This window comes from Methylobacterium longum, from assembly GCF_022179385.1.
Taxonomy (GTDB): Bacteria; Pseudomonadota; Alphaproteobacteria; order Rhizobiales; family Beijerinckiaceae; genus Methylobacterium; species Methylobacterium longum.
The window spans coordinates 16,541-40,830 of sequence record NZ_BPQS01000008.1 but is presented as its reverse complement, the minus strand read 5'-3'; the positions used below and the strand labels follow the sequence as shown (position 1 = coordinate 40,830).

Genomic DNA, 24,290 nt, shown 5'->3' with positions numbered 1-24,290 from the left:
GGCCGCCCCGGATCGCGTCAGGGCAGCAGCACGCCGTTGATCACGTGGATCACGCCGTTCGACTGCATGACGTTGGCGGTCGTCACCAGCGCGGTGTTACCTTTGGCGTCGGTGACCATGACCTTCTTGCCCCGGGTCGTGACCGTGAGCGGCTCGCCCTGAACGGTCTTCAGCTCGGCCTGGCCGCCGCCCTGGCGGGCCGCCGCCATCAGATCCTTGGCCGTGTAGACACCCGGCACCACGTGATAGGTCAGGATGCTGGTGAGCTGCGCCTTGTTCTGCGGCTGGACCAGCGTCTCGACCGTGCCCGGCGGCAGCTTGGCGAAGGCGGCGTTCGTCGGCGCGAACACCGTGAAGGGACCGGGTCCCGACAGGGTGTCCACGAGGCCGGCGGCCTTCACGGCGGCCACCAGGGTGGTGTGATCCTTCGAGTTGACCGCGTTCTCGACGATGGTCTTGCTGGCGTACATCGGCGCGCCGCCCACCATCGGGTTCTTGGCGAGGGCGGGGGTCGCAACCGCGGCGGCGAGACCGAGGCCGAAGGCGAGACGACGAAGCGTTCTGGACATGTTGGCTCCCGTACAGAGCACCCGAATGGGCGTCGCAGGCCTCTACGGGGATGGCGGGCCGGGAAGTTTCAGGGTCCGTGACGGAATCCCGGGCCGGATGCGGGATCGTCCGGGGCGATCCCGGTTTCGGACCGATGCGAGAGGAAGCGGCCGCGACCCGTCGAAACCCCATGCGCGGTCCCTATGTCGTAGCGGTCAGTGCCCGGAGAGCAGGATGAGCGCCCACAGCTACCGTTTCGGCATCGAGGAGGAGTATTTCCTCGCCGATGCCGAGACCCGCGGCACGCCGCGCGGCGACCTCGCCGCCTTCCATGCCCGCGTGGAGGCGGAGCTGCCCGAGACCGGGCGCGAGCTGGTCGCCGCGCAGGTCGAGGTCTGCACGCCGCCGCTCACCGACGCCCAGGCTGCCCGGTCGAATCTCGGCGGCCAGCGGGCGCGGCTCGCCGGGATCGCCGCCGACCACGGCCTGAGCCTGCTGGCCTGCGGCACCCATCCCCTGGCGCGCTGGGCCCGCCAGACCGCCACCGACGGCGCGCGCTACCAGGGCATCCTGTCGGATGTCGGCATCGCGGCCCGGCGGGCGCTGATCTGCGGGATGCACGTCCACGTCGAGGTGCCGGACCCGGAGGCCCGCGTCGACCTGATGAACCGGTTGCTGCCGTTCCAGCCGCTGCTGCTCGCCCTCTCGGCCTCCTCGCCGTTCTGGCAGGGCGAGGCGACCGGCCTGAGGGCCTACCGGCTCAGCGTCTTCGGTGAACTGCCCCGCACCGGCCTGCCGGAGATCTTCGCCGACGCCGCCGCCCACGCGCGGTTCGTCGACATCATGACCCGCTCGGGCGCGATCGCGGATGCGAGCTTCCTGTGGTGGTCGCTGCGGCCGTCGATCAAGTTCCCGACGCTGGAGCTGCGCATCGCCGATGCCTGCACGCGGCTCGACGATTCCCTGTGCATCGCCGCCCTGTTCCGCTGCCTCGTGCGCCTGTGCGTGCGCCGGCCGGACCTCCATGCCGGCCTCGACGGCGTCTCGCGGGCGCTGGCCTCGGAGAACCTGTGGCGGACCCAGCACAGCGGCGTGCAGGCGACGCTGATCGACGAGGCGCGGGGCGCGGCGGTGCCGTTCCCCGAGGTGCTGGAGGCGGTGCTCGCCCTGGTGGCGGAGGACGCGGACGCCCTCGGCTGCGCCGCCGAGGTGGGCCGTGCCCGGAGGATCGTCGCCGAGGGCACGAGCGCGGACGGGCAAATCGGCGCGTACGAGGCGGCGCTTGCCGACGGCCGAGACGAGCGCGCCGCGCTGGCGGCGGCGGTGGACTGGATCGCCGCGGCGGCGCGGTAGGGCAGGTCCCGCCCGGCCTCGCTCGGGCCGGCTGGACGCTGCCACCGTCGGGCGGAGGCCGCTCAGCCCTTGTCGAACGGGTTCTGCGAGGTCCGGAGCGACAGCCGGATCGGCGTGCCCGGCAGCTCGAACGCCTCGCGCAGGCCGTTCACGAGGTAGCGGGTGTAGGATTTCGGCAGGGCGTTGAGCTGGTTGCCGAACAGCGCGAAGTGCGGCGGGCGGCTCTTCACCTGCGTGGCGTAGCGGATCTTGATCCGCCGGCCCGATACCGCCGGAGGCGGGTTGCGGGAGGTCGCCTCGCTCAGCCAGTCGTTGATGCGCGAGGTCGAGATCCGGGTATCCCAGACCTCGGCGGCCTGCACCACCGCCTGCATCAGCTTGTCGACGCCGTCGCCGGCCAGCCCCGAGAGCGGCACCACGGCGACGCCGCGCACCTGCGGCAGCAGCCGGGTGCAATCCTCGCGCAGCTGCTTGAGCAGGCCGGGCTGGTCGGCCACCAGATCCCACTTGTTGAGGCCGATCACCAGGGCGCGGCCCTCGCTCTCGACGAGGTCGACGATGGTGAGATCCTGCTTCTCGAACGGGATCGTGGCGTCGAGGAGCACCACCACCACCTCGGCGAAGCGCACAGCGCGCAACCCGTCGGAGACCGCGAGCTTCTCCAGCTTGTCGTCGATCCGGGCGCGGCGGCGCATGCCGGCGGTGTCGTGCAGCTTGATGCGGCGCCCGCGCCACTCCCAGTCGAGGGAGATGGAATCGCGGGTGATGCCGGCCTCGGGGCCGACGAGCAGCCGGTCCTCGCCGAGCATCCGGTTGATCAGCGTCGACTTGCCGGCATTCGGGCGGCCCACGATGGCGACCTTCAGGGCGCGACCGCCGGGGGCGTCCGCGTCCTCCTCCTCGTCGTCGTCCTCGCGCGGGGGCAGGGCGCCCTTGAGCGCCTCGTGCAGCTCGCCCAGGCCCTCGCCGTGTTCGGCGGAGAACGGGATCGGGTCGCCGAGCCCGAGGGTGAAGGCCTCGTAGGCTCCGGCGAGGCCGGCGCCGCCCTCGGCCTTGTTGGCGATCAGGATCACCGGGCTGCCGGCGCGGCGCACCAGCTCGGCGAAGGGCTGGTCGGCCGGCAGCACGCCGGCGCGGGCGTCGATCACGAACAGCACCACGTCGGCGGCGAGGATCGCGGCCTCGGTCTGCATCCGCATCCGGCCCGTGAGGGTCTGGGCGTCCGCCTCTTCGAGCCCGGCGGTGTCGATCACCCGGAACTGGAGGCCGCCGAAGGTCACGTCGCCCTCGCGCCGGTCGCGGGTGACGCCCGGGCGGTCGTCGACCAGCGCGAGCTTCTTGCCCACGAGGCGGTTGAACAGGGTCGACTTGCCGACGTTCGGCCGTCCGACGATCGCGACGGTCGGCATGTCCATGGTCGTTCTCTAAGCGGTTCGTGCGGGGATCAACGCGTGATCGGTGGGGGCGGGGCCGCGGCCTCGGTCTTGGCCTCGGTCACCGTGACGGGGCCGCCCGCGACGATCGCGGCGTAGACCTCGATGCGCTCGCGCAGGTTCCGCGGGGTTTCGGGATCGGCCACGATCTGATCGAACCAGCGGCCGGCATCCTCGAAGTCGCCCTTCTTCAGGGCGGCGAGGCCCAGCATCTCGCGGGCGGTGTGGCGGAACGGCGTTCCGGCGGCCAGGCCCTGGAGGTTGGCGAGGGCCGGATCGGGGTTAGGGCCGTCGAGGCGCAGCAGCGCGGCGCGCAGCCGTGCGAGGTCGCGCAGGCCGTCGCCCAGGCCGGAATCGTCGGCGAGCGTGTCGAAGTCCTTGGCACCGGCCGCCGCGTCGCGCTTGCCGGCCTCGGCCGCCGCGCGGAACCGGGCCAGCAGGCGGTAGCCCGCCGGGCCCTGCGCCTCGAGGGCGTCGAAGGCCTTGTCGGCCTCCGCGGCCTTGCCGTCCTTGGCGAGGCGGTTGGCGTCGTCGAACTGCACCGAGGCCGTCTCGGCCGCCACGCGCTGCTGGTTCTGCCAGTAGCGCCAGCCCGCGACGCCCGCCACCAGCAGCACGGCCAGCGCGATGATCACGCCGCTGTAGCGCTTCCAGATCTGGAGGATCCGGTCGCGCCGGTAATCCTCGTCGACCTCGCGAAGGAACTCGTTGTTCTCGGCCATCGTATCCCGGCGCGCCTGGGTCGGCGGGCCACCTCGTACCTCGGTTGAGCCCCGCGCCTAACACACGGGCGCCGGGTTGGCGACAGGCGGCGTCTCAGCTGACGCCCGGCCAGACCGGGACGCCGATCACCGGGTAGTGCAGGTAGCGGGCGAAGACGAACCATGCGGCCGTGCCGATCACGACCGCCAGGATGTCGTTGCGCCAGCCCTGGGGCGCCACCGCGGGGCCGCCGTGCTGGGCCGCCACCGCGCCTGCGGGCAGCGCCCGGCGCTTGGCGCTGATCCGGGCCGAGACCGCCCAGGCCAGGAAGCCGCCGAACAGCAGCATCGAGCCCAGATCGCCGTTGGCCAGGAGGTGCGCGGTCGCCCAGATCTTCACGGCCAGCAGCATCGGGTGCTTGGCCTTGGCGCGGATATGACCCGGCAGGTAGGCGGCGGCGAGGCTGACGAAGGCCAGCCAGACGAGCGTCAGGGCGAGGTGGCGCGTCCAGACCGGCGGGTCCCAGACCGGGATGTAGCCGTTGAGCCGGTAATCGTGGAAGCCGACGCCGATCAGAACCAGCCCCAGCAGCGACAGGGCCGTGTAGCCGAGCTTGTAGCGGCCCTCGCCGATCCGACCGACGATCTCGGCGCGCCGGGTGCGGGCCATCGAGAAGGCGTGCGTGCCGAGGAACAGCACGAGCCCGAGGATCAGGAGCAGCATGGGGGACTTTCGGTCGGGCCGCCGGGCGGCAAGCACTCTGTAAGAATTCTCAAGCGAATCTCGCCCCGTTTGTCCAGGCGTGGCCGGGACGCAGCCGGATGGCGGCCATGGACTGGGCGGACTGGATCTTCCGGAGATGGCACGCGCCGCTGTCGCCCCCAGCCGGGGGGCACGGTGTTTACGCATGTCCGTTGGCCCGTGCGGAGCGAGCGGCTCCGCGCGGCTCTCTCCCCCCGCGGCAGGGGAAGCCCTCCGCCGCTGAGGGGGGAGGGCGGGCATCGCGCCTCGATCGCGTGGCTCGGTGGCTGGCGCCAGCCCTCCTTCTGGCCCTCCCGGCCCGAGCCGCGCCCGATCCGCCGCTCTCCGCCCTGACCCTGGTCGGGCCGCCCACCCTCATCTTCAAGGCGGGCCGCGACGCCTGCGACGGAGCCGATGTCCCGGACGCGTCCGCGCGCGCCTTCCGGGACGCCTCCGGGGCGGTGGCGCTCTACGGCATGCATTACCGCAACCGGGCGCTGCGCGGCCCGGATCTCGGCCATCTCAAGCTCGACTGCACGGTGGTGCTCGAGTCCGGTGAGAAATCCGATCCGGCGGCCTACGACGACCGCTCCTGGATCACCGCCACCTGGACCGAGGACGGTGTCCGCGTGGCCGCGCTCCTCCACCACGAGTACCAGGCCAACGAGCATCCCGGCCGCTGCAAGGCGGGGACCTACATGGCCTGCTGGTACAACACGATCACGGCCGCCGCCTCCGTGGACGGGGGGCGCAGCTTCACGCGCAAGACCCCGCCCGCCGTGGTGGCCGCGGCCCCGTTCCGGCAGGAGGTCGACCAGGGCCATCACCGGGGTTTCTTCAACCCCTCCAACATCGTGGCGGACGGGCGCTGGCGGTACTTCCTCGCCTCGACCACGGGCTGGACCCGCCCCGGCAGCGATCAGGAGGCGGGACTCTGCCTGTTCCGCAGCGACGATCCCGCCGACCCGACCCGCTGGCGCGCCTGGACCGGCACGGGCTTCACAGCAGCCTTCCCGGACCCCTATCTCGCCACCCGCGCGAGCCCGGCCACCTGCCGGCCGGTCGGACCGTTCCCGGGGCCTGTCGGGGCCGTGGTCCGCCACCGCGGCTCGGGGGCCTGGATCGCCGTGTTCATGGCCAAGGCCGGCGACGGCTTCGCCGAATCCGGCTTCTACTGGACGTCCTCCCGCGACCTGATCACCTGGGACACTCCGCGCCTGCTGGTCGCAGGTGCCACGCTCTACGACGATCCCTGCACCGCCAGGAGCCCGCTCATCGCCTACCCGTCGCTCCTCGATCCGGACGCGACGGGGCGCAACTTCGACGATGTCGGCGACGCGGCGCTCCTGACCTACGCGAGCCTGCGCGTCGAGGGCTGCACGATCACCTCGGATCGCGACCTGTTCCGCCGCCCGGTGGCGCTGCGCGTCTGGCCCTGACCCCGGCGCGTGCCGAGCTGTCGGGCGACGCCGATGCGAGCCGGTGCGGCAACGCGCCGGCCTTCGTCGCCGTGCCCCACCGCGGGCCCCGGTGCTCCCGGCCCGGCGCCGCGACCGCGGCCCGCCCCGCCTCTCGGCCGCATGCCGGCCGGCCGGACGCCGGGGGCCACGACCGCCGACGCCGACCGCCCGCGGCGCTCTCGATCGACCAACGAAAGGCCGCGGATCGCCTAAGGATTCGCTTTGCCGGCTGACGGCCAGAACGGGGCGCCGGCCTCGGCGGAGCCCGAGGGCAGGCCGATTCGCTGACACAGCACGGTGCCGAGGGTCAGGCTCAGCATCAGCGCGGTGGTCGAGAGCAGCACCGTGGTCACCCGGGCGTAGGCGCGCCCGGCGTAGATCAGCACGCAGCCGACGGTGAAGATCGTGAAGGCCGGTAGAAGGTGCTGCATGATCGGCGTCCTTTCGGGTTGCGGACGCCTGGTCCGGACAGGGCTGGATCGTCCGCCCGCGGCGTGAAAACGCGGTTAACGTGGGGTATAGGGAGGCGGGGGCGAGTCGCGAGGGAGCCCACATGCGTGCATCGAGGATTCCGGCGGCGGACGGCGCGATGCCGACCGAGCCGGTGGCGCTCCGCGGCGCGAGGACCCTCGGGGCGGGCCCTGTCGGGGCCGGGGCCATGGGAGCCGGGGCCATGGGAGCGGGGGCCATGGGAGCGGGGGCTGTGGGAGCCTTGGCGCTCGGGGTCGCTGCCCTGGGCGCGGTGGCCGTGGGTGCCTTCGCGATCGGCCGCCTCTCGGTGGGCCGCGCGCGGGTGGGATCGCTGGCGGTGGGGGCGCTGGAGATCGACACGCTCACGGTGCGAAGCCTGCGCGTGCCCCGGCAGGACCGCCCGTAGCCGCGCCCCGTGGCGGAGCCGCCACCCGACGCAGCGGAGAGGAACGCGAGGACAGGTTGCGATGACCGGCTCGAAACCGCCCTTCCGTGCCACCGACGCGGTGGATGTCCTGGGCGAGACCGAGGGCGACTTCGTCCTCCCGCTCTGCCTGCCGCAGCCCAGCCTGCTGGTCGGCGAGGACCTCGCGGTCGTGGTGCTCGATACGATCCACGGCCAGCGCGTCGGCCTGCCCCTCTCGCCGCAGGGCGTCACCGATCTGCATGCGGTGCTGGGCGAGGCCCTGCGGCTGCTCCAAGCACGGGACGGCGGCCCGGTTCAGTGACGGAGACGGGCTCGCGGAACCCATCCGGTACACGGCCCCGCCCGATCCCCGCGCCCCGTCCTGCGCCGAGGCGGAGCGCCCGAGGGCCGCGCGCCCCGTGCCACCGGAGGCGCCGGGGGCGAGGCAGGGTTCCTCCGGGGGCCGCTAAGGCTTCGTTGAGAGGCCGGGCTTACCCTTGCCGCTGCCCTTCCCGCGTGGCGGCCGATGCGCGTTCCTTGTCTCCTCCTGCTGCCGCTGGCCCTTGCCGGTCCCGCGCAGGCCCGGCCCGCGACCTTTCTGGCGGTGCACGCCCTCGGCTTGGCGGCCCTGCCGCCGGTCCCGCCGGCCGCCGCGCCGATGCCGGTGACCGATGCGCGCGCCCGCTTCCTGCCGCTGATCGCCCGCGCGGCGACGGGCACCGGTCTGCCGATCGCCGTGGCCGACGCCGTCGCCCGGATCGAGAGCGGCTACGATCCCGCCGTCGTGGGCAGCGTCGGCGAAGTCGGGCTGATGCAGGTCCGGCCCAGCACTGCGGCGATGCTGGGCTTCCGTGGCACGGTCGCGGAACTGGCGGCGCCGGAGGTCAACGTCCGCTACGGCGTGCGCTACCTCACCGAGGCCTGGCGCCGGGCCGACGGCGACCTGTGCCGCGCCCTGATGAAGTATCGCGCCGGCCACGGTTCGGAGGTGATGTCGCCCCTGTCGCAGCTCTACTGCGCCCGCGCGCAGGCGATCCTGGCCGATCCCGAGCTCCGGTCGGCCCCGGGATCCCGGTCCGGGCCGGTTCGGCTCGCCGCCAGAGCCTCGGTTCCGGCGCATCGGGAGCCTGCACCCGCCGCTCCGGCGGCTCCGCGCTCGTTCTGGGAGGCGCACCGCGCCCGGATCGCCCGGCTCAACGCCGCCGTCGTGACGCGTTGGCGGGCCCGCGGCTGGGGCGCTGACCAGGCGCCCGCCGCACCCGCGGCGGATCCGGCCGGCGGCTGACGGGGCCCGGGCGGCTCAATCCCCGGCGCGTCCGTCCGGTTCGTCCGACCGCGCGCCGCGGGCCACTTCGAGCATCTCGAAATCCGGCAGCGGACGCTGCAGGCGGAGGGCCTCCGCGGTGGGGGCTTCCAGCCAGGTGGCCCATTCCTCCGGATTGGTGAGCAGCACCGGCATCGCCTTGGGATGGACCGATCCGACGATACCGTTCGCCTCCGTGGTCAGGAAGGAGAACAGCCGGTGCTCCTCGGCGAGCCGGTCCGGGTTCTCACGCTTCGTCCCCCGCACTCCCGTCCACGGCCGCCAGATCCCCGCGAAGGCGAAGAGCGGCCTGTCCGCGGCCAGGGCGAACCAGACCGGGGTCTTGCGCGGCTTGGTGTCGGCGTACTCGCTGAAGGCGGTAACCGGCACGAGGCAGCGATGGGCGACACCGAGCCACGGGCGCCAGTGCGGGCTCGCGACGTTGCGCACGTTGGTGACCGGATGCTCGCCGAACGCCTTCGGACCCGGCATGCCCCAGCGCATCATGGCGAGGTCGCGCCCCGCCGCCCCGCTCGTCACCACGGGCGCCATCTGGTCGGGAAATATAGCCGGCAACAATGGAAGGTTACCGGTGTGATCCTGCGCGATCCCGAAGGCGGCGCGCAGGTCGGCCGGGCCGGTCCGCAGGCTGTAGAGATTGCACATGGCGTATCCCGCCGGTCCGGCCACGACCGGACTCGAGCGTCTGAGATCACACGGCCGAACTCCCCCGCCGTTCTCGACGCGGAACCGCGATCCGTCAACGCCGCGACCGCGCGTTCACCCCGATGCCGGCCCCGGGGCAAGGCCCCGAGGCGCCCTTACGTCCGGCGGCCCGATCTCCGGCTCAGAGGTGGAACACCACCTTCACGCAGCCATCCATCTTGTCGCGGAAGGCCTTGTAGAGATCCGGTCCCTCCGCGAGATCCTTGGAGCGGTGGGTGATCAGGGACGTCATGTCGATCTTGCCCTCCTGGATCAGCTTGGTCAGCGTCTCGAGGTACCGCTTCACGTGGGTCTGGCCGCTCTTGAGGGTCAGGCCCTTCTGGACGATCGAGCCCATGTTGACCGGGATCGGCCCGCCATAGACCCCCGGCACCGAGACGATCCCGCAGGGCCGCACCGCCTTGATGGCCTCCGCCAGGGCGTAGGGCCGCTCCGTCGCGGTGAGCTTTTCCTGAACGGTGGAGAGCAGGCCGGTGAGGCCGCCGTGGCCGGCGCTGGCTTCCATACCGACGCAGTCGATCACGCCGTCGGCGCCCTGGCCCTTGGTGATCTCCTTGATGCGCTCGAACACGTCCTCGTTCATGAAGTCGATGACGTCGGTGGCGCCCGCCTTCTTGGCCAGGGCGATGCGCTCGGGCACCGTCTCGACGGCGATGATGCGCTCGGCGCCCATGATCCGGGCCGACTGGATGGCGAAGATGCCGACCGGGCCCGCCCCCCAGACTGCGATGGTCTCGCCGCCCTGGATCTCGCAATGCTCCGCGCCCTGCCAGCCGGTGGGCAGGATGTCGGTGAGGAACAGGACCGATTCGTCGTCCATGCCGTCCGGCACCTTCATGGGCGCCACGTCGGCCATGGGGACGCGGACATACTCGGCCTGGCCGCCCGCGTAGCCGCCGGTGAGGTGCGAGTAGCCGAACAGCCCGGCCGTGGGATAGCCGAACTGCGCGGCCGCCATCTCGGCGTTGCGGTTCGAGCGCTCGCAGACCGAGAAATTGCCGAGTTTGCACTGCCGGCACGCGCCGCAATTGATGTTGAACGGGACGACGATCCGGTCGCCCTTCTTGAACTTGGTGAAGCCCTGCCCGACCTCCACGACCTCGCCCATGAACTCGTGGCCGAGGACGTCACCGCTCTCCATGGTGGGCATCAGGCCGTCCATCAGGTGGAGATCCGAGCCGCAGATCGCGCAACTCGTCACCTTGATGATCACGTCGCGGGCATCCTCGATGACGGGATCCGGGACGGTGTCGCAGCGGATGTCGTTGCGGCCGTGCCAGCACAATGCCTTCATGGCGAGGATCTCCGAATGTCAGCAGGCCGTGGCCGGTTTCGGCCACCTCCGAGGACAAGCGCGCGGCGATATGGCCAAGTTCCGGCGGTGCGGCATCCGTTCGCGCCCGGGTGGCCGGGCCTCGGCCGCGCGATGTCGGCGATCCGCCCTCCGCCGCGCCGGGGCCGCCGGCCAAGGGTTTACAAATGTTTCACGTGAAACACCGGCCTTCACCGATGCTTAACCGGTGACGCCCGCCGCGCCCGCCCGCGAGGTGCCGGTCAGGCGACGGCGTCGATGGCGATCCGGAGTTCCTCGGGCCCGCGAAGCGAGGCCCCGGACCGGTACGGCGGATCGCGCATCAGCCTCGGGGCCACGAGGCGTCGGCTCAGCGCCACCAGCGCGATCTCCGCCTCGATCCGGGCGAGGGGAGCGCCCACGCAGTAATGCAGGCCGCCGCCGAAGCCGAAATGCTCGATGTCCGGGCGATCGGGGTCGAAGCGGTCCGGTGCCGCGAACCGCGCCGGATCGCGGTTCGCTGAGGCGAACAGCAGGACGACCGCCGCGCCCTTCGGGATCGTCTCGCCGGCGACGGTGATGGCGCCGAGGGCCTTCCGGGTCCGGAAATGCACCGGCGGCTCGTAGCGCAGCACCTCCTCGATCAGCCGCGGGGCCCGTTCGGGATCGGCCCGCAGGCGCTCCAGCTCCTGCGGGTGCCGGAGGAGGGTCAGCATCGCGTTGGTGATGAGATTGACCGTGGTCTCATGGCCGGCGACCAGCAGAAGGATCGCGGTGGAGATCAGGTCGAAGTCGCTCATCCGCTTCTTGCCGCCCGGCCCCGGGGCGGCGAGCCCGCTGAGCATGTCGTCGGCCGGGTGGCGGCGTTTCTCGGCGATGAGCGCACGCATGTAATCGGAGATCGCGTCGAAGGCCGCCACGGTGTGGCGACGGGCCTCGACATCGCGGCGCGCGTCGGGCTCCAGCGCGGTGGCGAGCTGCGTCGCCCAGGACTGGAACCGCGGCTCGTCGGATTCCGGCACGCCGAGCAGCTCGCAGATCACCGAGACGGGCAGGGGATAGGACAAGTCACCCACGAGGCAGATCTCGCGGCGCCCGCGGCACGCGTCGAGGAGCGTGTCCACCTCCCGGGCCACGCGGTCGCGCAATCCCTGCACCCGCGGGATGGTGAACTCGCCCATCACGGCGGCTCGCAGGACGTCGTGGTCCGGCGGATCGCGGAAGATCAGCGGCCGATGGGCCGTGGCGATGCGGCTGCGGATCGGGTTGATGATCCAGTCGCGCAGGGGGTTGCCGGTCCGCGGCCGCTTGAACGGCGGCAGATCCTCCGAGCTGAGGCGCGGATCGAAGATCAGGGCCCGGATCGCGGCCTGGGTGCTGACGACGTAGCTGCCGTCGCGCTGGCGCGAGACCGGGCGCTCCCGCAGCCGGGCGTAGAGCGGGTAGGGATCGGCCCGGTTGGCCGGGTCCGTCACGGCGGCGAAGAGCAGGTCGTCGGGGACAGGCCCGGTGTCGGGGATAGGCCCGGTGTCGGAGACGGGCATGGCGGCGTGGAACGCCGTGCCGGCGGGGAGGAGGGTGTCGTCAGCCATGCGCGACCTCGGCGGGCTGCGCCGCCGGAGCGGCGGCGCGCGGCGGCGGGAAACCGGGTGCGGCGGTCTCGATCCGGGGCTGGTCGGCGGCGCCCAGGATCGGCGGAACCGGATCGCCGGCCCGGATCGCCTCCGCGTAGGCCGGCAGCCAGCGCGCCTGATCGAACGACAGGGCCGCGATGCTGCGCCCGGCTTGACCGTAGACGGCGAGGAACCGACGCGAGGCCCGCGTGCCCTGCACGACCGAGATCGAGTCCGCGCCCGCAGTCAGGCCGACGAGCTTGATGTTGATTCCGAACTGGCTCGACCAGAAGGCCGGCAGATGCTCGTAGGGCCGCTGGTCATCGGCATGGGCCAGCATGTTGCGGGCGGCGTGCGCGGCCTGCTCGACGGCGTTGCTCCAGTGCTCCACCGAGACAAGCCGTCCGCCGTAGAGCCGGATGGGCCAGCGGGCGACATCGCCCGCCACGTAGATGTCGGGGCAGGCCGCGCCGGCCGCCGTGCGGGCCCGGCAGGCCGCGTCGCAGGTCACGCCGCCGGGATCCGCCATCAGCCCGGCACCGTCGAGCCATCCGGTGGCCCGCGTCGCGCCGAGGGCCGCGATGACGAGATCAGCCTCGATCGCGCTGCCATCCGCCAGCCGGGCGCGGACGACGCGGCCCGACGCGTCGCCCTCGAAGGCGCGCACCATCGTGCCGGGGCGGAACTCCGCGCCGGACGCGCGCAGGCACGCGGCGATCACGCTGCCCACGAAGGTCCCCAGGGTCTTGGCCAGGGGCGTCGGGTTCGGGTCCACGAGGGTCACGGGCAGGCCGAGGTCGCGCAGGCAGGACGCCGCCTCGCAGCCGATCAAGCCGCCGCCGACGATCAGCACCCGGCGCGGGCCGGCCACCAGGGCGGCGCGCAGGGAAGTGGCATCGTCGCGGCCCCGGAGCGTGTGGATGCCGGACAATCCACCCCCGGCCGCGGCCGGCCAGGGCCGGGCCTCGGCGCCGGTGGCGAGGAGAAGCCTGTCGTAGGCCAGCACCGAACCATCGGAGAGCCGGATCGTGCGGGCCGCCCGGTCGAGCGCCACCGCGGCGCTCCCGAGGCGCCACCGGGCCCGCAGGGCGGTGAGTTCCGGCAGGCGGGTCGCCCCGGGCTCCAATTCCCCGGCCAGGACATGCTTGGACAGCGGCGGCCGGTCATAGGGGCGGTAGGGCTCCGCCCCGACGAGGGTCAGCGGGCCGCCGTAACCGCCCCGCCGCAGCGCCTCGGCCCCCCGCAGGCCCGCCAGCGATGCGCCGACGACGACGATGCCGGCTGGCTCAGGGGTCACGGCACGTCTCCCTCATCCGCGCCGGCCTGGATGCGGATGGCGCGGACCGGACAGGCCTGGACCGCCCGCTCGATCGCGCCGCGCTGCCCGGCCAGCGGCGCGGGATTGTAGAACAGGATCTCGTGTCCGCGTAGCACGAAGGCATCGGGCGCCGCGTAGCAGCACTGCGCGTAGCCCTGGCACAGGTTGAGATCGACGACGACGCGCAGGGGCGCCTCGTCGTCCGCGGGATCGGGATGGGCCATCACGCCGATCTCCTCAGCGGCACGGCCAGGCCCGCGCCGACGCCGCGAACCGGACCGGCGGCGCCGAGATCGTCGATCGCCGTCATGATCCCAGACAGGGCGTCCCGGGTGGCGAAGGACGCCTGAAGCGCTCCGGCGCGCCGCCGGAAACCGGGCTCATCGAGCACCCGCGTCACTGCGGTTCGGAGTTGGTCCACGCTGGGCGCGTTGGTGGCGAGGTTGAGGCCGGCGCCGGACCAGTCGATGCGCGCGTTCACCTCCGCCTTGTCCTCGGTGAGGCCGGCCGAGACGATGGGCACGCCGGCGGCGAGGGCCTGCGAGACGCTGCCGTAGCCGCCGTTGGTCACCAGCACGCTCACCCGCGGCAGCAGCTCGCGGAACGGCAGGAACTCGGAGACGCGAGTGTTGGCGGGGATCGGTCCGCGCAGGGCCGCGGTGGGGCGCCCGCCGGTGGTGGCCAGGACGAGGAGGTCGTCCCGGTCGGCCAGGGCGGCGAGCGTCGGCTCCACCAGCTCGCCGAAATCCGCGTTGGCGAGGGTACCCTGCGTCGCCAGGACCACCGGCCTTCCGGCCGCGTTCGCTGCCTCCAGTTCGGGCCACCATTCCGGCAGCGGCGCCGGCGGCGCGGGCGGCTGTAGCAGCCCGATGAAGCGGACACCCGGGGGCAGCGCACCGTAATCGTACTCGAAGCCCGGCACGGTGGACTGCAGGAACAGATCCGGCAGGACGACGATGGAATGGGGGAGGGAGGCCGGCAAGGGCGGCAGGCCCAGCCGGGCGAGCTGGCCGTCCGTGTAGGCGCGCACCGGATTGGCGAAGGCCGCGTCCATGCCGGCCTTCAGCGCCGCATAGCGGACGCGCTCGGCCTGATCCCGCGCGGGCGGCAGGCCGAGGCCGACGGGGGCGTAATCGGGACGCTCCAGGAACAGGAAGCTGACGTTGACCGTCACGATCGGCGGGCGCGGGGCCGTATCGAGCAGCAGCGGCAGTACGCCGAGGAACATGCTGCCGGCCACGATCACGTCCGGCGCCTCGTCGGCGATCAGCCGCCGGAGCGTCTCGGCCTGAACGGGCATCGGGTCGATGAAGCGCCGCTCGAACTCGCGCCGGTAGCGCTCGGGGCCGGCGGGCAGCTCGGTCTCGCGATACGCGGCGGACCCGTTGTCGGGGTAGCCGGTGAAGCGCAAGCCGGCGGCCTCCACCTTCGGGCGGAACGCCGGGTCGCTCAGCATCAGGACGGTGTCGCCACGCGCGGCGGCGGCCCGGCCGATGGCGAGCATCGGGTTCACGTGGCCGGTGAGCGGGGTCGCAGCGATCAGGATCTTCATGTCGGGCTCCTCGGGCGAGGCCAGCGGGGCCGGCCTTGCTCCACGTCTTCGTCGCGTCTTCGTCACGGCGGCGCTCCGCGCCTTGGGCGCTGCAGCATGCCGATCTTAACGAGAAATCGCGTCCACGCCGACATAGTTACGGGCGCTGCGGCACTTCGTGCGGCGGCGCACAATGAGCTCCCTCCGCGGGCCTTCGGCGCGGCGGGCCGCGCCGGCTTCGAGCGGCGGAGCCGGTTCCATCCGTCCCTGAGGCGGGACGATCCGGGACGTCCGGCCGATCACCCCGGTGCGCCGTCCGCGCGAGCGGGGCGAAGCCGAACGGCGGCGCATCACCGACCAAGGTCGCGCTGGCCGGGATCGCAACCGCGCTTCAATCGACCACGATCACCCGGTTCGGCAACTCGTCCGGATCGTCGGCGTCGGCCGGGAGGTGTTCGGCCAGGCGGGCGCCGACCCGCTCGATCGCCACCGTGAGCCCGGCCTCGGTCGCGCCGCGGCCGAGCGCCTGTACAAGGTCGGCCAGAACTGCGCTCCAGGGATCCCCCGGGATGCGCCCCAGCACGCCCAGATCGGTGACAATCTCGGCGTGCCGCTCGGCGAGCGAGAGGTAGAGCAGCACGCCGGTGCGGCCGCGCGTCCGGCTCAGGCCGCGGGAGCAGAAGGCGCGGCGGGCGGCCTCCCGGGCGCGGGCGCGGCGGAGGGGGCGTGGCACCAGGGCGAGCCGCAGGGGCTGCTGCTGGCTCGCCAGGAGGAGCGCGGCCACGAGGGCGGCCTGCGCGAGCAGGATCGAGGCCGCGCTCCACGCCGTCAGCGCGATCAGCGGCCAGGGCAGGATCAGCGCGGCGACCAGCGCCGCCAGCAGCACCACCGACCGGTAGGCTCCCGCCTGCCGGCACACCATCACGACGATCTCGCCGGACGTACCGGCCTCGGCCCGCGCCACCGCTTGGGCGAGGCGCGCCTGCGCCTCGGGTGTCAGCACCTCCCCGCGCCTACCAGTCACCCGAGGCTCCTCCGCCGCCCGACGAGCCGCCCCCGCCCGAGAAACCGCCGCCGAAGCCCCCCGACGATCCGCCGTCCGAGAAGCCGCCACCCCATCCGCCGGAACCGGGACCCGGCAGGATCACGATACCGCCGCGACGGCCGAGGCCACCCCGGCCGCCCCGCCGGCCGCCACCCGCGCTGCCGCCGGTCCGGTTCATGCGCCAGGCGACGAACAGCACGATCAGGAACAGGCCGATGAACAGCGCCACCTGCGCGGGATCGACCTCGTCGGTGCGGACCTGCGGCTTGCGCTGCCACTCCTGCGCGTCCCCCGCGAGGATCGACAGGATGCCGTCGACGCCGGCATCGAGCCCGCCGAAATAGTCGCCGGTCTTGAAGCGCGGCGTGATGGCGCCCGCGATGATCACCCGGGAGAGTGCGTCGGTCAGCGCCCCTTCGAGCCCGTAGCCGACTTCGATCCGGACCTTCCGTTCGCTCGGCGCCACGAGGAGGAGCACGCCGTTGTTGGTCTTGGCCTGCCCGATCTTCCAGTCGCGGAACAGGCGGTTGGCGTAATCCTCGACGCTCGTGCCCTGGAGGTTCGGGACGGTCGCCACCACCACCTGATCGGAGGTCTTGTCCTCGTACGCCTTCAGCTTGGCTTCGAGCGTGCCGCGCTGGTCGGGTGTCAGGATCCCGGCCGCGTCGACGACGCGGCCGGTGAGCTTCGGAAAGCTCAGCTCCGCCGCCCGCGCGCCGACCGCGTAGACCGCCAGGCAGGCCGCGATGACGGCGAGCGCCAGGGCGAGCCGCACCGGCCCGGGGATGCTCCGGCCCACGGGCCGAACCTAGAACTTCACGTTCGGCGGCCGGTCGGCGTTCGGCGTCGCCGTGAAGGTCTCCATGGGCTTGGCGTCGGGGTAGAGGACGGCCGCGATCCAGCGGCCCGGGATGGTCCGCACCTCGGTGTTGTAGGCCTGGACGGCGGTGATGTAGTCGCGCCGCGCCACCGCGATCCGGTTCTCGGTGCCTTCGAGCTGGGATTGCAGGGCCAGGAAGTTCTGGTTCGACTTGAGATCCGGATATTTCTCCACCGTCACCAGCAGACGCCCAAGGGCGCCCGAAAGCTGGTTCTGAGCGTCCTGATACTCCTTGAATTTCTGCGGGTCGCTCACCGTCGAGGCGTCGACCTTCACGCTGGACGCCTTGGCCCGCGCCTCGGTGACGCCGATCAGCACGTCCTTCTCCTGCTGGGCGTAGCCCTTCACGGTCTCGACCAGGTTGGGGATCAGGTCGGCCCGGCGCTGGTACTGGTTCTGCACCTCGCTCCAGGAGGATTTCGCCTGCTCCTGCAGGGTCGGCACTTGGTTGATCGCTCCGCAGCCCGAGAGCCCGGTCGCTGCCAGGATCAGCGTGAGCATGCCGAGGAGGCGCGCCGCCCCGGAGGTCCGGCGCAGGCCGCCGGCATTCAGCATCGCGATCATGTCGTGGCCCCTATCGCCCGGGTCACGCCCGGTGCATCGATCACAGAACCGAGAGATAGGTCCCGGAACGCTCAAGGTTAAGGCCTCCCCGGGTCTCGCCTCGAACCGGCGGTGCATCCGTCGATCGGGGGCAACGGGTCGGATGTATCCGCGTTCGACACGGAGCGTGCGGATGTGCGGAGATCCGGAATGGATGCAGGGATGGATGCAGAGCTCGCCGACCACGTCAGGGCTGCCGCGGCGGCGGCGCGGCGCCACGCGCTGGCCTTCCGGGCGCCCTCCGGCAAGGATGCGCTGCCCTGGTCGGTCATCGAGGCCTACGATGCCAAGATCCGCGGCCATGTCGAGCGCGACCCGCGCCTCGAGGACGAGCGCGACCGGGTCCTCATCGCCGCCGTGAAGCTCGCCGAGACGCCGGTCGAGGAGGGGGAGGACACCATCGCGGCGGCGCGCACCCACCTCGTCGACGCGATCGACGGCCTGGAGCGGGCGGTGATGCGCTTCGGCTTGGTCAATCGCCAGGGTGCGAAGCTCGGCCACGGGACCTACCGCCAGCCGGTCGGGGCCCGGGACTGAGCGGCGGCCGCGTCCCGACCGCGAAGAGGAAGACCGGATGCCCGCAGAACTGCCGGCCGCCGCGACCCTGAGCCGCCTGGACCTCAAGACGCTGCGCCTGTTCGCGGCGATCTGCGAGGAGGGCACACTCAACGGCGCGGCGAGACGGGCCGCGATCGCCCCCTCGGCGGTGAGCAAGCGGCTCGCCGAGCTGGAGCACGCGCTGGGCTGCACGCTGCTGACCCGCGAGCCCCGCGGCATGCGCCCGACGCCCGCGGGCGAGACGCTGCTCCACCACACCCGGCGGATGCTCGCGAGCGCCGAGCAGATCGCCCTGGAACTCGCCGAGCACGCCCGGGGGGTGCGCGGCTTCGTGCGGGTGCTCGCCAACCTCTCAGCCATCGTGGAATTCCTGCCCGAGGACCTGCAGGCCTTCCTGGCGGTGCAGCCCGGGATCCGGCTCGGTCTGGAGGAGCGGCCGAGCGGCGGCGTCGTGGCGGGCGTCGAGGACGGGCTGGCCGATCTCGGCATCTGCGCGGGCGGCACCGACACCCGCAGCCTCGTCGCGCACCCCTACCGGTCCGACCGTTTGGTCCTCGTGATGCCGGCCGGTCATGCCCTGAGTGGCCGCGGGGCCGTGGCCCTGTCCGAGACCCTCGACTACGACCATGTCGGATTGCACGCGGAGAGTTCGATCTACGGGGCTCTGCGGGACGAGGCACGGCGGCTCGGCCGGCCGCTGCATCTGCGCATGCATGTTCCGAGCTTCGACGCGATCTGCCGCATGGCGCAGGTCGGGATGGGCCTCGGCACCGTGCCGGAGCATGTCTACGCCTTGCTCGGGCCGCCGATGCGCCTCGCCGCCGTCACCCTGACGGATCCCTGGGCGCAGCGCACCCTGCGCCTCGTGGTCCGCCCCGGTCCCCTGACGCCGGCCGCGACGCTCCTGCTGGAGCATCTGAGGGCAGCCGCGCGCTGATCGCGTGCGTTCTCCGTCGGCGAACGCACGATGGTGCATGGCGGTTGGACCTAAATTGCTGAATGGCAGTAATCACACAATCAATAAAGATGGAGGAGAGAATGTCCGGTCCGCTCAGCGGTATCCGTGTTCTTGAGCTTGGTCAGCTGATCGCCGCGCCGTTCGCCACGCGCCTGATGGCCGAGTTCGGCGCCGAGGTGATCAAGGTCGAGCCCCCGGGTGAGGGTGACCCGCTGCGCAAGTGGCGCAAGATGCACGAGGGCACCTCGCTCTGGTGGTACCTGCAGTCGCGCAACAAGAAGTCGATCGCCGTCAATCTCAAGTCCCCGGAAGGCCTCGACATCGTCAAGCAGCTCGCCCGGAGCGCCGACGTGGTGGTCGAGAATTTCCGCCCCGGCGGCTTGGAGAAGCTCGGCCTCGGCTGGGACGTGCTCTCGGCGCTCAACCCCAACCTCGTGATGGTCCGCATCTCGGGCTACGGCCAGACCGGCCCGTACCGCGACCGGCCGGGCTTCGGCGCCATCGGCGAGTCGATGGGCGGCATCCGCTTCACCACCGGAAGCCCCGAGGCGCCGCCGGCCCGGGTCGGCGTCAGCATCGGCGACACCCTGGCTTCGCTCCACGGCGTCATCGGCGCGCTGATGGCCCTGCTGCGGGTCAAGACCGGGCAGGGTGCGGGCCAAGTCATCGACGTCTCGCTGGTGGAGAGTGTGTTCAACGTCATGGAGAGCCTCGTCCCCGAATACGACCTGCTGGGCGAGGTCCGCACCCGCACAGGTGGCGCTCTGCCGGGGATCACGCCGTCGAACACGTATCCCACCCGGGACGGCGGCTACGTGGTCATCGCTGGCAACAGCGACCCGATCTTCCGCCGCCTGATGACGGCGATCGGCCGGACCGACCTCGCAGAGGATCCGGCCCTGCGCAACAACGCCGGCCGCTCGCAGCAATCCGCCATGCTGGACGGCACGATCGCGGACTGGTCCAGGACCAAAAGTGTCGAGGAGGCGCTCGCCGTCCTCGACGCCGCCGACGTGCCGGCCGGACGGATCTACTCGGTGGCCGACATCGTGGCCGATCCGCACTATCAGGCCCGCGACATGATCCTGCAGGCGGAGCTTCCCGGCGGGACAGCCGTCAAGATGCCCGGCATCGTGCCGAAGCTCTCCGAGACCCCCGGTGAAGTCCGCTGGCAGGGACCGGCCCTCGGCGCCCACACGGATTCCGTGCTCGCCGAACTCGGCCTCGACGCGGCGCGCATCGCCGCCCTGCGCGAGAAGGGAGCCGTGGCATGAGTGGCGACACGCTGATCGTCCAGGAGGTCGCCACCCGCGACGGCTTCCAGATCGAGCCCGCCTTTGTGGAGACGGCGGAGAAGATCCGCCTGATCGACGCCCTCGCCGAGGCCGGCTTCAGCCGGATCGAGGTCTCCTCCTTCGTGTCGCCCAAGGCCGTGCCGGCGCTCGCCGACGCCGCGGACGTCTTCGCCGGGATCCGGCGGCGGCCCGGCACGGTCTACGTCGCCCTGGTGCCGAACCCGAAGGGCGCCGAGCGGGCGCTCGCCGCCAAGGTCGACGAGATCAACCTCGTCGCCTCGGTGAGCGACACTCACAACCATGCCAACATGGGCATGAGCCCGGCCGACTCGATCGCCGGCTTCGCGCGGATCATGGATTCGGTGCGGGGCGCGCCGGTCAGCACCAACGCCACGGTGGCGACCGCCTTCGGCTGCCCCTTCGAGGGAGACCAGCAGGCCGACAAGGTCGTGGCGCAGGTGGAGCGCTACCTGTCCCTCGGCGTCGACGGGGTGACGCTCGCCGACACGACCGGCATGGCCAATCCCCGGCAGGTGGCGCGACTCGTCGCGCGGATCCTGCCCCTGGTCGGCCCCGAGCGCCTGACGCTTCACTTCCACAACACCCGCGGCCTCGGCCTCGCCAACGTGCTGGCCGCCTACGATGCGGGCGCCCGCCGCTTCGACGCTGCCCTCGGGGGCTTGGGCGGCTGCCCGTTCGCACCGGGCGCCACCGGCAACATCTGCACCGAGGATCTCGTCAGCATGGCCCACGAGATGGGCGTACCGACGGGACTGAACCTGGACGCGCTGCTCGGCCTGTCCCGGGACCTGCCCCGCCTCGTCGGCCACGACGTCCCCGGCCAGGTCGCAAAGGCCGGACGGCCCTGCGATCTCCACCCAGCCCCGCCCGCCAGGGCGGCCTGAGAGCCGGTTCGATCCTGGCAACCGCGATCACGCGCCGCGACGGCACAATCCAACCCCGCGCCCTCATCCTGAGGCGCCGGAGCGCAGCGAAGGCCTCCGGGGTCGCGCGGTCGGGCCGGAGGGCTCCTTCGGGTCGGCTTCGCCGCACCTCAGGGTGAGGGTCACGGTCGACGAGGTCGGGTCGAGCGGGATCCAGGATTTCCACGGAAAGCCGCCGGTCCGAAAGCGGCACCGCTCATCACGCGTCCCAAGAAACAGCACGGAGGAAACCATGACCGCAGCCCTGTCGGGGTCGCCGGCGGCCGCCGAGGTCGATGCGGTGTCGGAGGACGGCATCGTCCGCAAGGTCGCGTGGCGGCTCATGCCGCTGATCATGATCTGCTACATGTTCGCGTTCTTCGACCGCATCAACATCAGCTTCGCCAAGTTCCAGCTCCAGAGCGACCTCGGCTTCAGCAACGTCGCCTACGGCCTCGGCGCGAGCATGTTCGTCGTCGGCTACGTGATCTTCGAGGTGCCCTCGAACCTGTTCCTCTACCGGGTCGGGGCGCGGCGCTGGATCGCCCGGATCATGATCTCCTGGGGCATCGCCACCGCCCTGATGATCTTCATCCGCACCGAGTGGCACTTCTACGCCCTGCGCTTCCTGATCGGCGCCATGGAGGCGGGCTTCGCGCCGGGCATCCTCTACTACCTGACCCTGTGGTTCCCGGCCTCGCACCGCGGCCGCATCACCAGCTTCATGTTCGTGGCCTCGGCCTTCTCGGGCATCTTCGGCGCGCCGGTGGCGGGCCTGATCCTCGGCGGTCTCAACGGCGTCGCGGGTTTCGCCGGCTGGCAGTGGCTGTTCCTGGCCGGCGGGCTGCCCTGCCTCGTCCTCGGCGTGCTCGTGCTGACCCGCCTCGACGACCGGATCGCCGACGCGCGCTGGCTCTCCGAGCCGGAGAAGGCGCTCCTGTCGAGCCGCATCGCCCACCACAACCGCGACATCGGCGACCACTCGCTCCTCGGGGCCATCAAGCAACCCGGCTTCCTGATGATCGCGCTGATCTACTTCCTGCTCCAGATCGGCTCCTACGGCCTCAACTTCTGGGGACCGGACCTGATCAAGACCGCGAGCGGCGGGCAGGCCGCCTCGGTCGGCTTCCTCACAGCGATCCCCTACATCTGCGGGGCGATCAGCATGATGGTGATCGGGCGCCTCTCCGACGCCTCGGGCGAGCGGCCGAAATTCGTCGCAGGCCTCGCCATCGCGGCGGCGCTCGGCTTCTTCGGCGCCGGCCTGTTCGACAAGCACATCGTGCCGCTGATGTTTGCGCTCGCGCTGCTGGGCGCCGGCATCGTCGCGTCGATCCCGACCTTCTGGACCCTGCCGGCCAAGCTCGTCACCGGCGTCGGCGCGGCGGGCGGCATCGCGCTGATCAACACCCTCGGCCAGTTCGGCGGCATCGTCAGCCCGGTGATGGTCGGCTGGGTGAAGGACCTGACCGGCTCGACCACGCCGGCCCTCTACGGCATTGGGGTGCTGTGCCTCGTGGCGGCCGGGCTCGCGCTCTTCGCCATGCCGGCGAGCCTGCGGCGCAGCGATCGGGTGATCTGAGACGAACGCGGCGGGCGCCCCCGGATCGACGGGTCACGGGGACGCGCGAGGGCTGTGTGCCGGAAGCCCCCGGGCGCCACGCCCGACCGCTTTCTGAAACGGTGGACGAAAAGCACCGGGCCGGCGAAGCCGCTTCCGCACGCCACCCCACCGATCGGCAGGTGGGCGCAGACGGGATCGGCCACGCACTTGGCCTCCGCCTCCGGCCGGTGCTTCCAGATGCAGTCCGAGACGTGCCTGCCGCGCCCTGGGGATCCGGAGCGAATGATGTCGGCCGGAAAGAACGTCCGCATGACTGCCGGCATGGCATGTCATGACGGGGCACGGTTCGGCGAACCGCGCAGTACCGGCCCGCGCGTTTCAGGGGGGGCGATCGGTGCATCGGAGCTATCGCCCCCGGGCAATCCGGTGCGTGGCGGTCATCCGCAGCCCCCGAGGCGGGGGCATCCCGCGCGGATCCCTGCCGCCAGGGTTCGAGGGGAGTCGGCCATCGCCGAACTGAGGTTCTGATGCCGATCTCCGCGGCGGAAAACAGTGAACGCCGCAGTAACCAATCCGGATAATCCGCCGATCGCGCCGTGGAGCAAAAAACCTCGCGCCGTCGGACAAACGCCTCCGATCCCATATTGTATATTATCTGCACACTCAAGAAAAGCCAGTTTGGCAACTTGAGGTAAGGTGCCCTCCGGTGCGATCCGGACGTGCACTGGTCTGCCTGAAATCCCTCGGGCACCTGGGCAGATCGCTCGATGCTTGCCGTTGGCCCAAACCTGAATCCTTCAACAGTGATGTCGAGAAATGAACAACTTGAGAGAAATTCCCCCGCATTTCATGTTGCAGCAGGTCGGCGCGATCGTCGCTGCTTATGTGTCCCGGAACGCGGTCGGCGTCTCGGACCTTCCGGGGCTGATCGACCACGTCCACACGGCCATCGCGGTCCTGAAGGATCGCGCCGGCTCGTCTCACGGGGCGGGTCTGGCCCAGCCGGAGGTCGCGGCCTCGATCCAGCAGGACGGGCTGATCAGCTTCATCGACGGCCGGCCCTACAAGACCCTGAAGCGCCACCTCACGGCGCACGGGCTCACCCCCGAGCGCTACCGGGCGCAGTACGGCCTGCCGGCCGATTACCCGATGGTCGCGCCCGGCTACGCCGCCAGGCGCTCGCAGATCGCCAAGGCGATCCAGCTCGGTCACAAGGCCGCCTGACGGTGGCGGTCGGATCTTCGCGGGTCGAGGCTCCGGCGCCCGAGCTGCGTTCGGCTCCGGCGTGCCGGGACACCCTGGAGCGGGTCGCCAGGGCGCTCGGCGTACCGGTCGCGACCTTCTTCCGCGCTGAGGACCAGCCCGATACGGCCGTCGTCCAGGTCGCCGACCTCGTCTGCGCCTTCGGAGCGATCGCGAGTCCGGCCGCGCGCCGGACCTGCCTGGCCTTCGTGCGGGCGATGGCGAGCTTCTGAGGCGTTGAGGGGCGCCTCAGGGGGCAGGGCCATGATCCGTGTCGGAGGCGGGGGCCCGGCCACAGTCGAGCGCGCCTGACCGGGTTCACGGC

The 24,290-nt window shown here is 71.8% G+C and carries 26 protein-coding genes; 12 read left to right on the top strand and 14 right to left on the bottom strand.

What is annotated here, in order from left to right; translation table 11 throughout:
- Positions 1–17 precede the first annotated feature (17 nt).
- On the bottom strand, positions 18–569 hold the full coding sequence (locus tag MFF58_RS09720; RefSeq protein ID WP_238286921.1) for a fasciclin domain-containing protein: 552 nt from the start codon (positions 567–569) through the stop codon (positions 18–20).
- A 214-nt stretch (positions 570–783) separates the two neighbouring features.
- Between MFF58_RS09720 and MFF58_RS09715 the strand changes: the two genes are divergently transcribed.
- Positions 784–1,902 carry a carboxylate-amine ligase gene (locus tag MFF58_RS09715; protein WP_238286920.1) on the top strand — a complete coding sequence of 373 codons (1,119 nt, stop codon included), beginning with the start codon at positions 784–786 and terminating at the stop codon, positions 1,900–1,902.
- A 62-nt stretch (positions 1,903–1,964) separates the two neighbouring features.
- Here the strand turns inward: MFF58_RS09715 and der are convergent, their stop codons facing one another.
- From der to MFF58_RS09700, 3 genes are all read right to left on the bottom strand, one after another.
- Complete coding sequence (gene der, locus MFF58_RS09710) at positions 1,965–3,317, bottom strand: ribosome biogenesis GTPase Der (RefSeq protein ID WP_238286919.1); 1,353 nt, start codon at positions 3,315–3,317, stop codon at positions 1,965–1,967.
- Between the two features lie 29 nt (positions 3,318–3,346).
- Entirely contained in the window at positions 3,347–4,057 is a 711-nt protein-coding gene (locus MFF58_RS09705; protein WP_238286918.1) for a tetratricopeptide repeat protein, read from the bottom strand.
- A 94-nt stretch (positions 4,058–4,151) separates the two neighbouring features.
- Positions 4,152–4,760 carry an NnrU family protein gene (locus MFF58_RS09700; protein WP_238286917.1) on the bottom strand — a complete coding sequence of 203 codons (609 nt, stop codon included), beginning with the start codon at positions 4,758–4,760 and terminating at the stop codon, positions 4,152–4,154.
- Positions 4,761–5,053: 293 nt separating this feature from the next.
- Between MFF58_RS09700 and MFF58_RS09695 the strand changes: the two genes are divergently transcribed.
- Entirely contained in the window at positions 5,054–6,217 is a 1,164-nt protein-coding gene (locus tag MFF58_RS09695) for a hypothetical protein (RefSeq protein ID WP_238286916.1), read from the top strand.
- Positions 6,218–6,447: 230 nt separating this feature from the next.
- Here the strand turns inward: MFF58_RS09695 and MFF58_RS09690 are convergent, their stop codons facing one another.
- A complete protein-coding gene (locus MFF58_RS09690) occupies positions 6,448–6,669 on the bottom strand; it encodes a hypothetical protein (RefSeq protein WP_238286915.1) in 222 nt (73 codons plus the stop codon).
- Positions 6,670–6,791: 122 nt separating this feature from the next.
- Here MFF58_RS09690 and MFF58_RS09685 point away from each other — a divergent pair, with 122 nt between their 5' ends.
- The 3 genes from MFF58_RS09685 to MFF58_RS09675 all read left to right on the top strand — a co-directional run bounded on the left by MFF58_RS09685 (position 6,792) and on the right by MFF58_RS09675 (position 8,400).
- Entirely contained in the window at positions 6,792–7,115 is a 324-nt protein-coding gene (locus MFF58_RS09685; protein ID WP_238286914.1) for a hypothetical protein, read from the top strand.
- A 61-nt stretch (positions 7,116–7,176) separates the two neighbouring features.
- Positions 7,177–7,437: a hypothetical protein gene (locus tag MFF58_RS09680; protein WP_238286913.1), complete on the top strand. Its 261-nt coding sequence runs from the start codon at positions 7,177–7,179 to the stop codon at positions 7,435–7,437.
- A 204-nt stretch (positions 7,438–7,641) separates the two neighbouring features.
- Positions 7,642–8,400, top strand: a complete 759-nt coding sequence (locus tag MFF58_RS09675) for a lytic transglycosylase domain-containing protein (RefSeq protein WP_238286912.1) — start codon at positions 7,642–7,644, stop codon at positions 8,398–8,400.
- A gap of 15 nt (positions 8,401–8,415) precedes the next feature.
- On the opposite strand, the gene MFF58_RS09670 is transcribed toward MFF58_RS09675, so the two are convergent.
- The 9 genes from MFF58_RS09670 to MFF58_RS09630 all read right to left on the bottom strand — a co-directional run bounded on the left by MFF58_RS09670 (position 8,416) and on the right by MFF58_RS09630 (position 17,386).
- Complete coding sequence (locus MFF58_RS09670; RefSeq protein ID WP_238286911.1) at positions 8,416–9,084, bottom strand: SOS response-associated peptidase; 669 nt, start codon at positions 9,082–9,084, stop codon at positions 8,416–8,418.
- Between the two features lie 181 nt (positions 9,085–9,265).
- Positions 9,266–10,438 (bottom strand): zinc-dependent alcohol dehydrogenase, encoded by a 1,173-nt coding sequence (locus MFF58_RS09665; RefSeq protein WP_238286910.1) that lies wholly within the window; start codon positions 10,436–10,438, stop codon positions 9,266–9,268.
- 260 nt (positions 10,439–10,698) lie between these two features.
- Positions 10,699–11,979, bottom strand: coding sequence for a cytochrome P450 (locus MFF58_RS09660; RefSeq protein WP_238287146.1), 1,281 nt, complete (start codon positions 11,977–11,979; stop codon positions 10,699–10,701).
- Between the two features lie 40 nt (positions 11,980–12,019).
- Positions 12,020–13,345 carry an NAD(P)/FAD-dependent oxidoreductase gene (locus tag MFF58_RS09655; RefSeq protein ID WP_238286909.1) on the bottom strand — a complete coding sequence of 442 codons (1,326 nt, stop codon included), beginning with the start codon at positions 13,343–13,345 and terminating at the stop codon, positions 12,020–12,022.
- Entirely contained in the window at positions 13,342–13,590 is a 249-nt protein-coding gene (locus MFF58_RS09650) for a ferredoxin (RefSeq protein ID WP_238286907.1), read from the bottom strand. The genes MFF58_RS09655 and MFF58_RS09650 overlap by 4 nt, the downstream gene beginning before the upstream one ends.
- Complete coding sequence (locus tag MFF58_RS09645; RefSeq protein WP_238286905.1) at positions 13,590–14,918, bottom strand: nucleotide disphospho-sugar-binding domain-containing protein; 1,329 nt, start codon at positions 14,916–14,918, stop codon at positions 13,590–13,592. Before MFF58_RS09645 ends, MFF58_RS09650 begins: the two co-directional genes overlap by 1 nt.
- Before the next feature lie 370 nt (positions 14,919–15,288).
- A complete protein-coding gene (locus MFF58_RS09640) occupies positions 15,289–15,921 on the bottom strand; it encodes a TPM domain-containing protein (protein WP_238286904.1) in 633 nt (210 codons plus the stop codon).
- Positions 15,911–16,741 (bottom strand): TPM domain-containing protein, encoded by an 831-nt coding sequence (locus MFF58_RS09635; protein ID WP_373323314.1) that lies wholly within the window; start codon positions 16,739–16,741, stop codon positions 15,911–15,913. The genes MFF58_RS09640 and MFF58_RS09635 overlap by 11 nt, the downstream gene beginning before the upstream one ends.
- 9 nt (positions 16,742–16,750) lie before the next feature.
- Positions 16,751–17,386: a LemA family protein gene (locus MFF58_RS09630; protein WP_373323313.1), complete on the bottom strand. Its 636-nt coding sequence runs from the start codon at positions 17,384–17,386 to the stop codon at positions 16,751–16,753.
- Between the two features lie 201 nt (positions 17,387–17,587).
- On the opposite strand from MFF58_RS09630, the gene MFF58_RS09625 reads away from it, so the two are divergent.
- From MFF58_RS09625 to MFF58_RS09595, 7 genes are all read left to right on the top strand, one after another.
- Positions 17,588–17,962: a hypothetical protein gene (locus tag MFF58_RS09625; protein ID WP_238286902.1), complete on the top strand. Its 375-nt coding sequence runs from the start codon at positions 17,588–17,590 to the stop codon at positions 17,960–17,962.
- A 37-nt stretch (positions 17,963–17,999) separates the two neighbouring features.
- A complete protein-coding gene (locus MFF58_RS09620) occupies positions 18,000–18,920 on the top strand; it encodes a LysR substrate-binding domain-containing protein (RefSeq protein WP_238286900.1) in 921 nt (306 codons plus the stop codon).
- 101 nt (positions 18,921–19,021) lie between these two features.
- On the top strand, positions 19,022–20,215 hold the full coding sequence (locus tag MFF58_RS09615) for a CaiB/BaiF CoA transferase family protein (RefSeq protein ID WP_238286898.1): 1,194 nt from the start codon (positions 19,022–19,024) through the stop codon (positions 20,213–20,215).
- Complete coding sequence (locus tag MFF58_RS09610; RefSeq protein ID WP_238286896.1) at positions 20,212–21,141, top strand: hydroxymethylglutaryl-CoA lyase; 930 nt, start codon at positions 20,212–20,214, stop codon at positions 21,139–21,141. The genes MFF58_RS09615 and MFF58_RS09610 overlap by 4 nt, the downstream gene beginning before the upstream one ends.
- Before the next feature lie 271 nt (positions 21,142–21,412).
- Complete coding sequence (locus MFF58_RS09605; RefSeq protein ID WP_238286894.1) at positions 21,413–22,741, top strand: MFS transporter; 1,329 nt, start codon at positions 21,413–21,415, stop codon at positions 22,739–22,741.
- Between the two features lie 798 nt (positions 22,742–23,539).
- Complete coding sequence (locus MFF58_RS09600; RefSeq protein ID WP_238286892.1) at positions 23,540–23,947, top strand: Ros/MucR family transcriptional regulator; 408 nt, start codon at positions 23,540–23,542, stop codon at positions 23,945–23,947.
- Positions 23,948–23,949: 2 nt separating this feature from the next.
- Positions 23,950–24,198, top strand: coding sequence for a hypothetical protein (locus tag MFF58_RS09595; protein ID WP_238286890.1), 249 nt, complete (start codon positions 23,950–23,952; stop codon positions 24,196–24,198).
- Positions 24,199–24,290 lie beyond the last annotated feature (92 nt).

Bases quoted from the DNA above. Each gene is read 5' to 3' on its own strand.
- MFF58_RS09720 (WP_238286921.1), bottom strand. From the start codon at position 569: ATGTCCAGAACGCTTCGTCGTCTCGCCTTCGGCCTCGGTCTCGCCGCC.
- MFF58_RS09715 (WP_238286920.1), top strand. From the start codon at position 784: ATGAGCGCCCACAGCTACCGTTTCGGCATCGAGGAGGAGTATTTCCTC.
- der (WP_238286919.1), bottom strand. From the start codon at position 3,317: ATGGACATGCCGACCGTCGCGATCGTCGGACGGCCGAACGTCGGCAAG.
- MFF58_RS09705 (WP_238286918.1), bottom strand. From the start codon at position 4,057: ATGGCCGAGAACAACGAGTTCCTTCGCGAGGTCGACGAGGATTACCGG.
- MFF58_RS09700 (WP_238286917.1), bottom strand. From the start codon at position 4,760: ATGCTGCTCCTGATCCTCGGGCTCGTGCTGTTCCTCGGCACGCACGCC.
- MFF58_RS09690 (WP_238286915.1), bottom strand. From the start codon at position 6,669: ATGCAGCACCTTCTACCGGCCTTCACGATCTTCACCGTCGGCTGCGTG.
- MFF58_RS09685 (WP_238286914.1), top strand. From the start codon at position 6,792: ATGCGTGCATCGAGGATTCCGGCGGCGGACGGCGCGATGCCGACCGAG.
- MFF58_RS09680 (WP_238286913.1), top strand. From the start codon at position 7,177: ATGACCGGCTCGAAACCGCCCTTCCGTGCCACCGACGCGGTGGATGTC.
- MFF58_RS09675 (WP_238286912.1), top strand. From the start codon at position 7,642: ATGCGCGTTCCTTGTCTCCTCCTGCTGCCGCTGGCCCTTGCCGGTCCC.
- MFF58_RS09670 (WP_238286911.1), bottom strand. From the start codon at position 9,084: ATGTGCAATCTCTACAGCCTGCGGACCGGCCCGGCCGACCTGCGCGCC.
- MFF58_RS09665 (WP_238286910.1), bottom strand. From the start codon at position 10,438: ATGAAGGCATTGTGCTGGCACGGCCGCAACGACATCCGCTGCGACACC.
- MFF58_RS09660 (WP_238287146.1), bottom strand. From the start codon at position 11,979: ATGCCCGTCTCCGACACCGGGCCTATCCCCGACACCGGGCCTGTCCCC.
- MFF58_RS09650 (WP_238286907.1), bottom strand. From the start codon at position 13,590: ATGGCCCATCCCGATCCCGCGGACGACGAGGCGCCCCTGCGCGTCGTC.
- MFF58_RS09645 (WP_238286905.1), bottom strand. From the start codon at position 14,918: ATGAAGATCCTGATCGCTGCGACCCCGCTCACCGGCCACGTGAACCCG.
- MFF58_RS09630 (WP_373323313.1), bottom strand. From the start codon at position 17,386: ATGATCGCGATGCTGAATGCCGGCGGCCTGCGCCGGACCTCCGGGGCG.
- MFF58_RS09625 (WP_238286902.1), top strand. From the start codon at position 17,588: ATGGATGCAGAGCTCGCCGACCACGTCAGGGCTGCCGCGGCGGCGGCG.
- MFF58_RS09620 (WP_238286900.1), top strand. From the start codon at position 18,000: ATGCCCGCAGAACTGCCGGCCGCCGCGACCCTGAGCCGCCTGGACCTC.
- MFF58_RS09615 (WP_238286898.1), top strand. From the start codon at position 19,022: ATGTCCGGTCCGCTCAGCGGTATCCGTGTTCTTGAGCTTGGTCAGCTG.
- MFF58_RS09610 (WP_238286896.1), top strand. From the start codon at position 20,212: ATGAGTGGCGACACGCTGATCGTCCAGGAGGTCGCCACCCGCGACGGC.
- MFF58_RS09605 (WP_238286894.1), top strand. From the start codon at position 21,413: ATGACCGCAGCCCTGTCGGGGTCGCCGGCGGCCGCCGAGGTCGATGCG.
- MFF58_RS09600 (WP_238286892.1), top strand. From the start codon at position 23,540: ATGAACAACTTGAGAGAAATTCCCCCGCATTTCATGTTGCAGCAGGTC.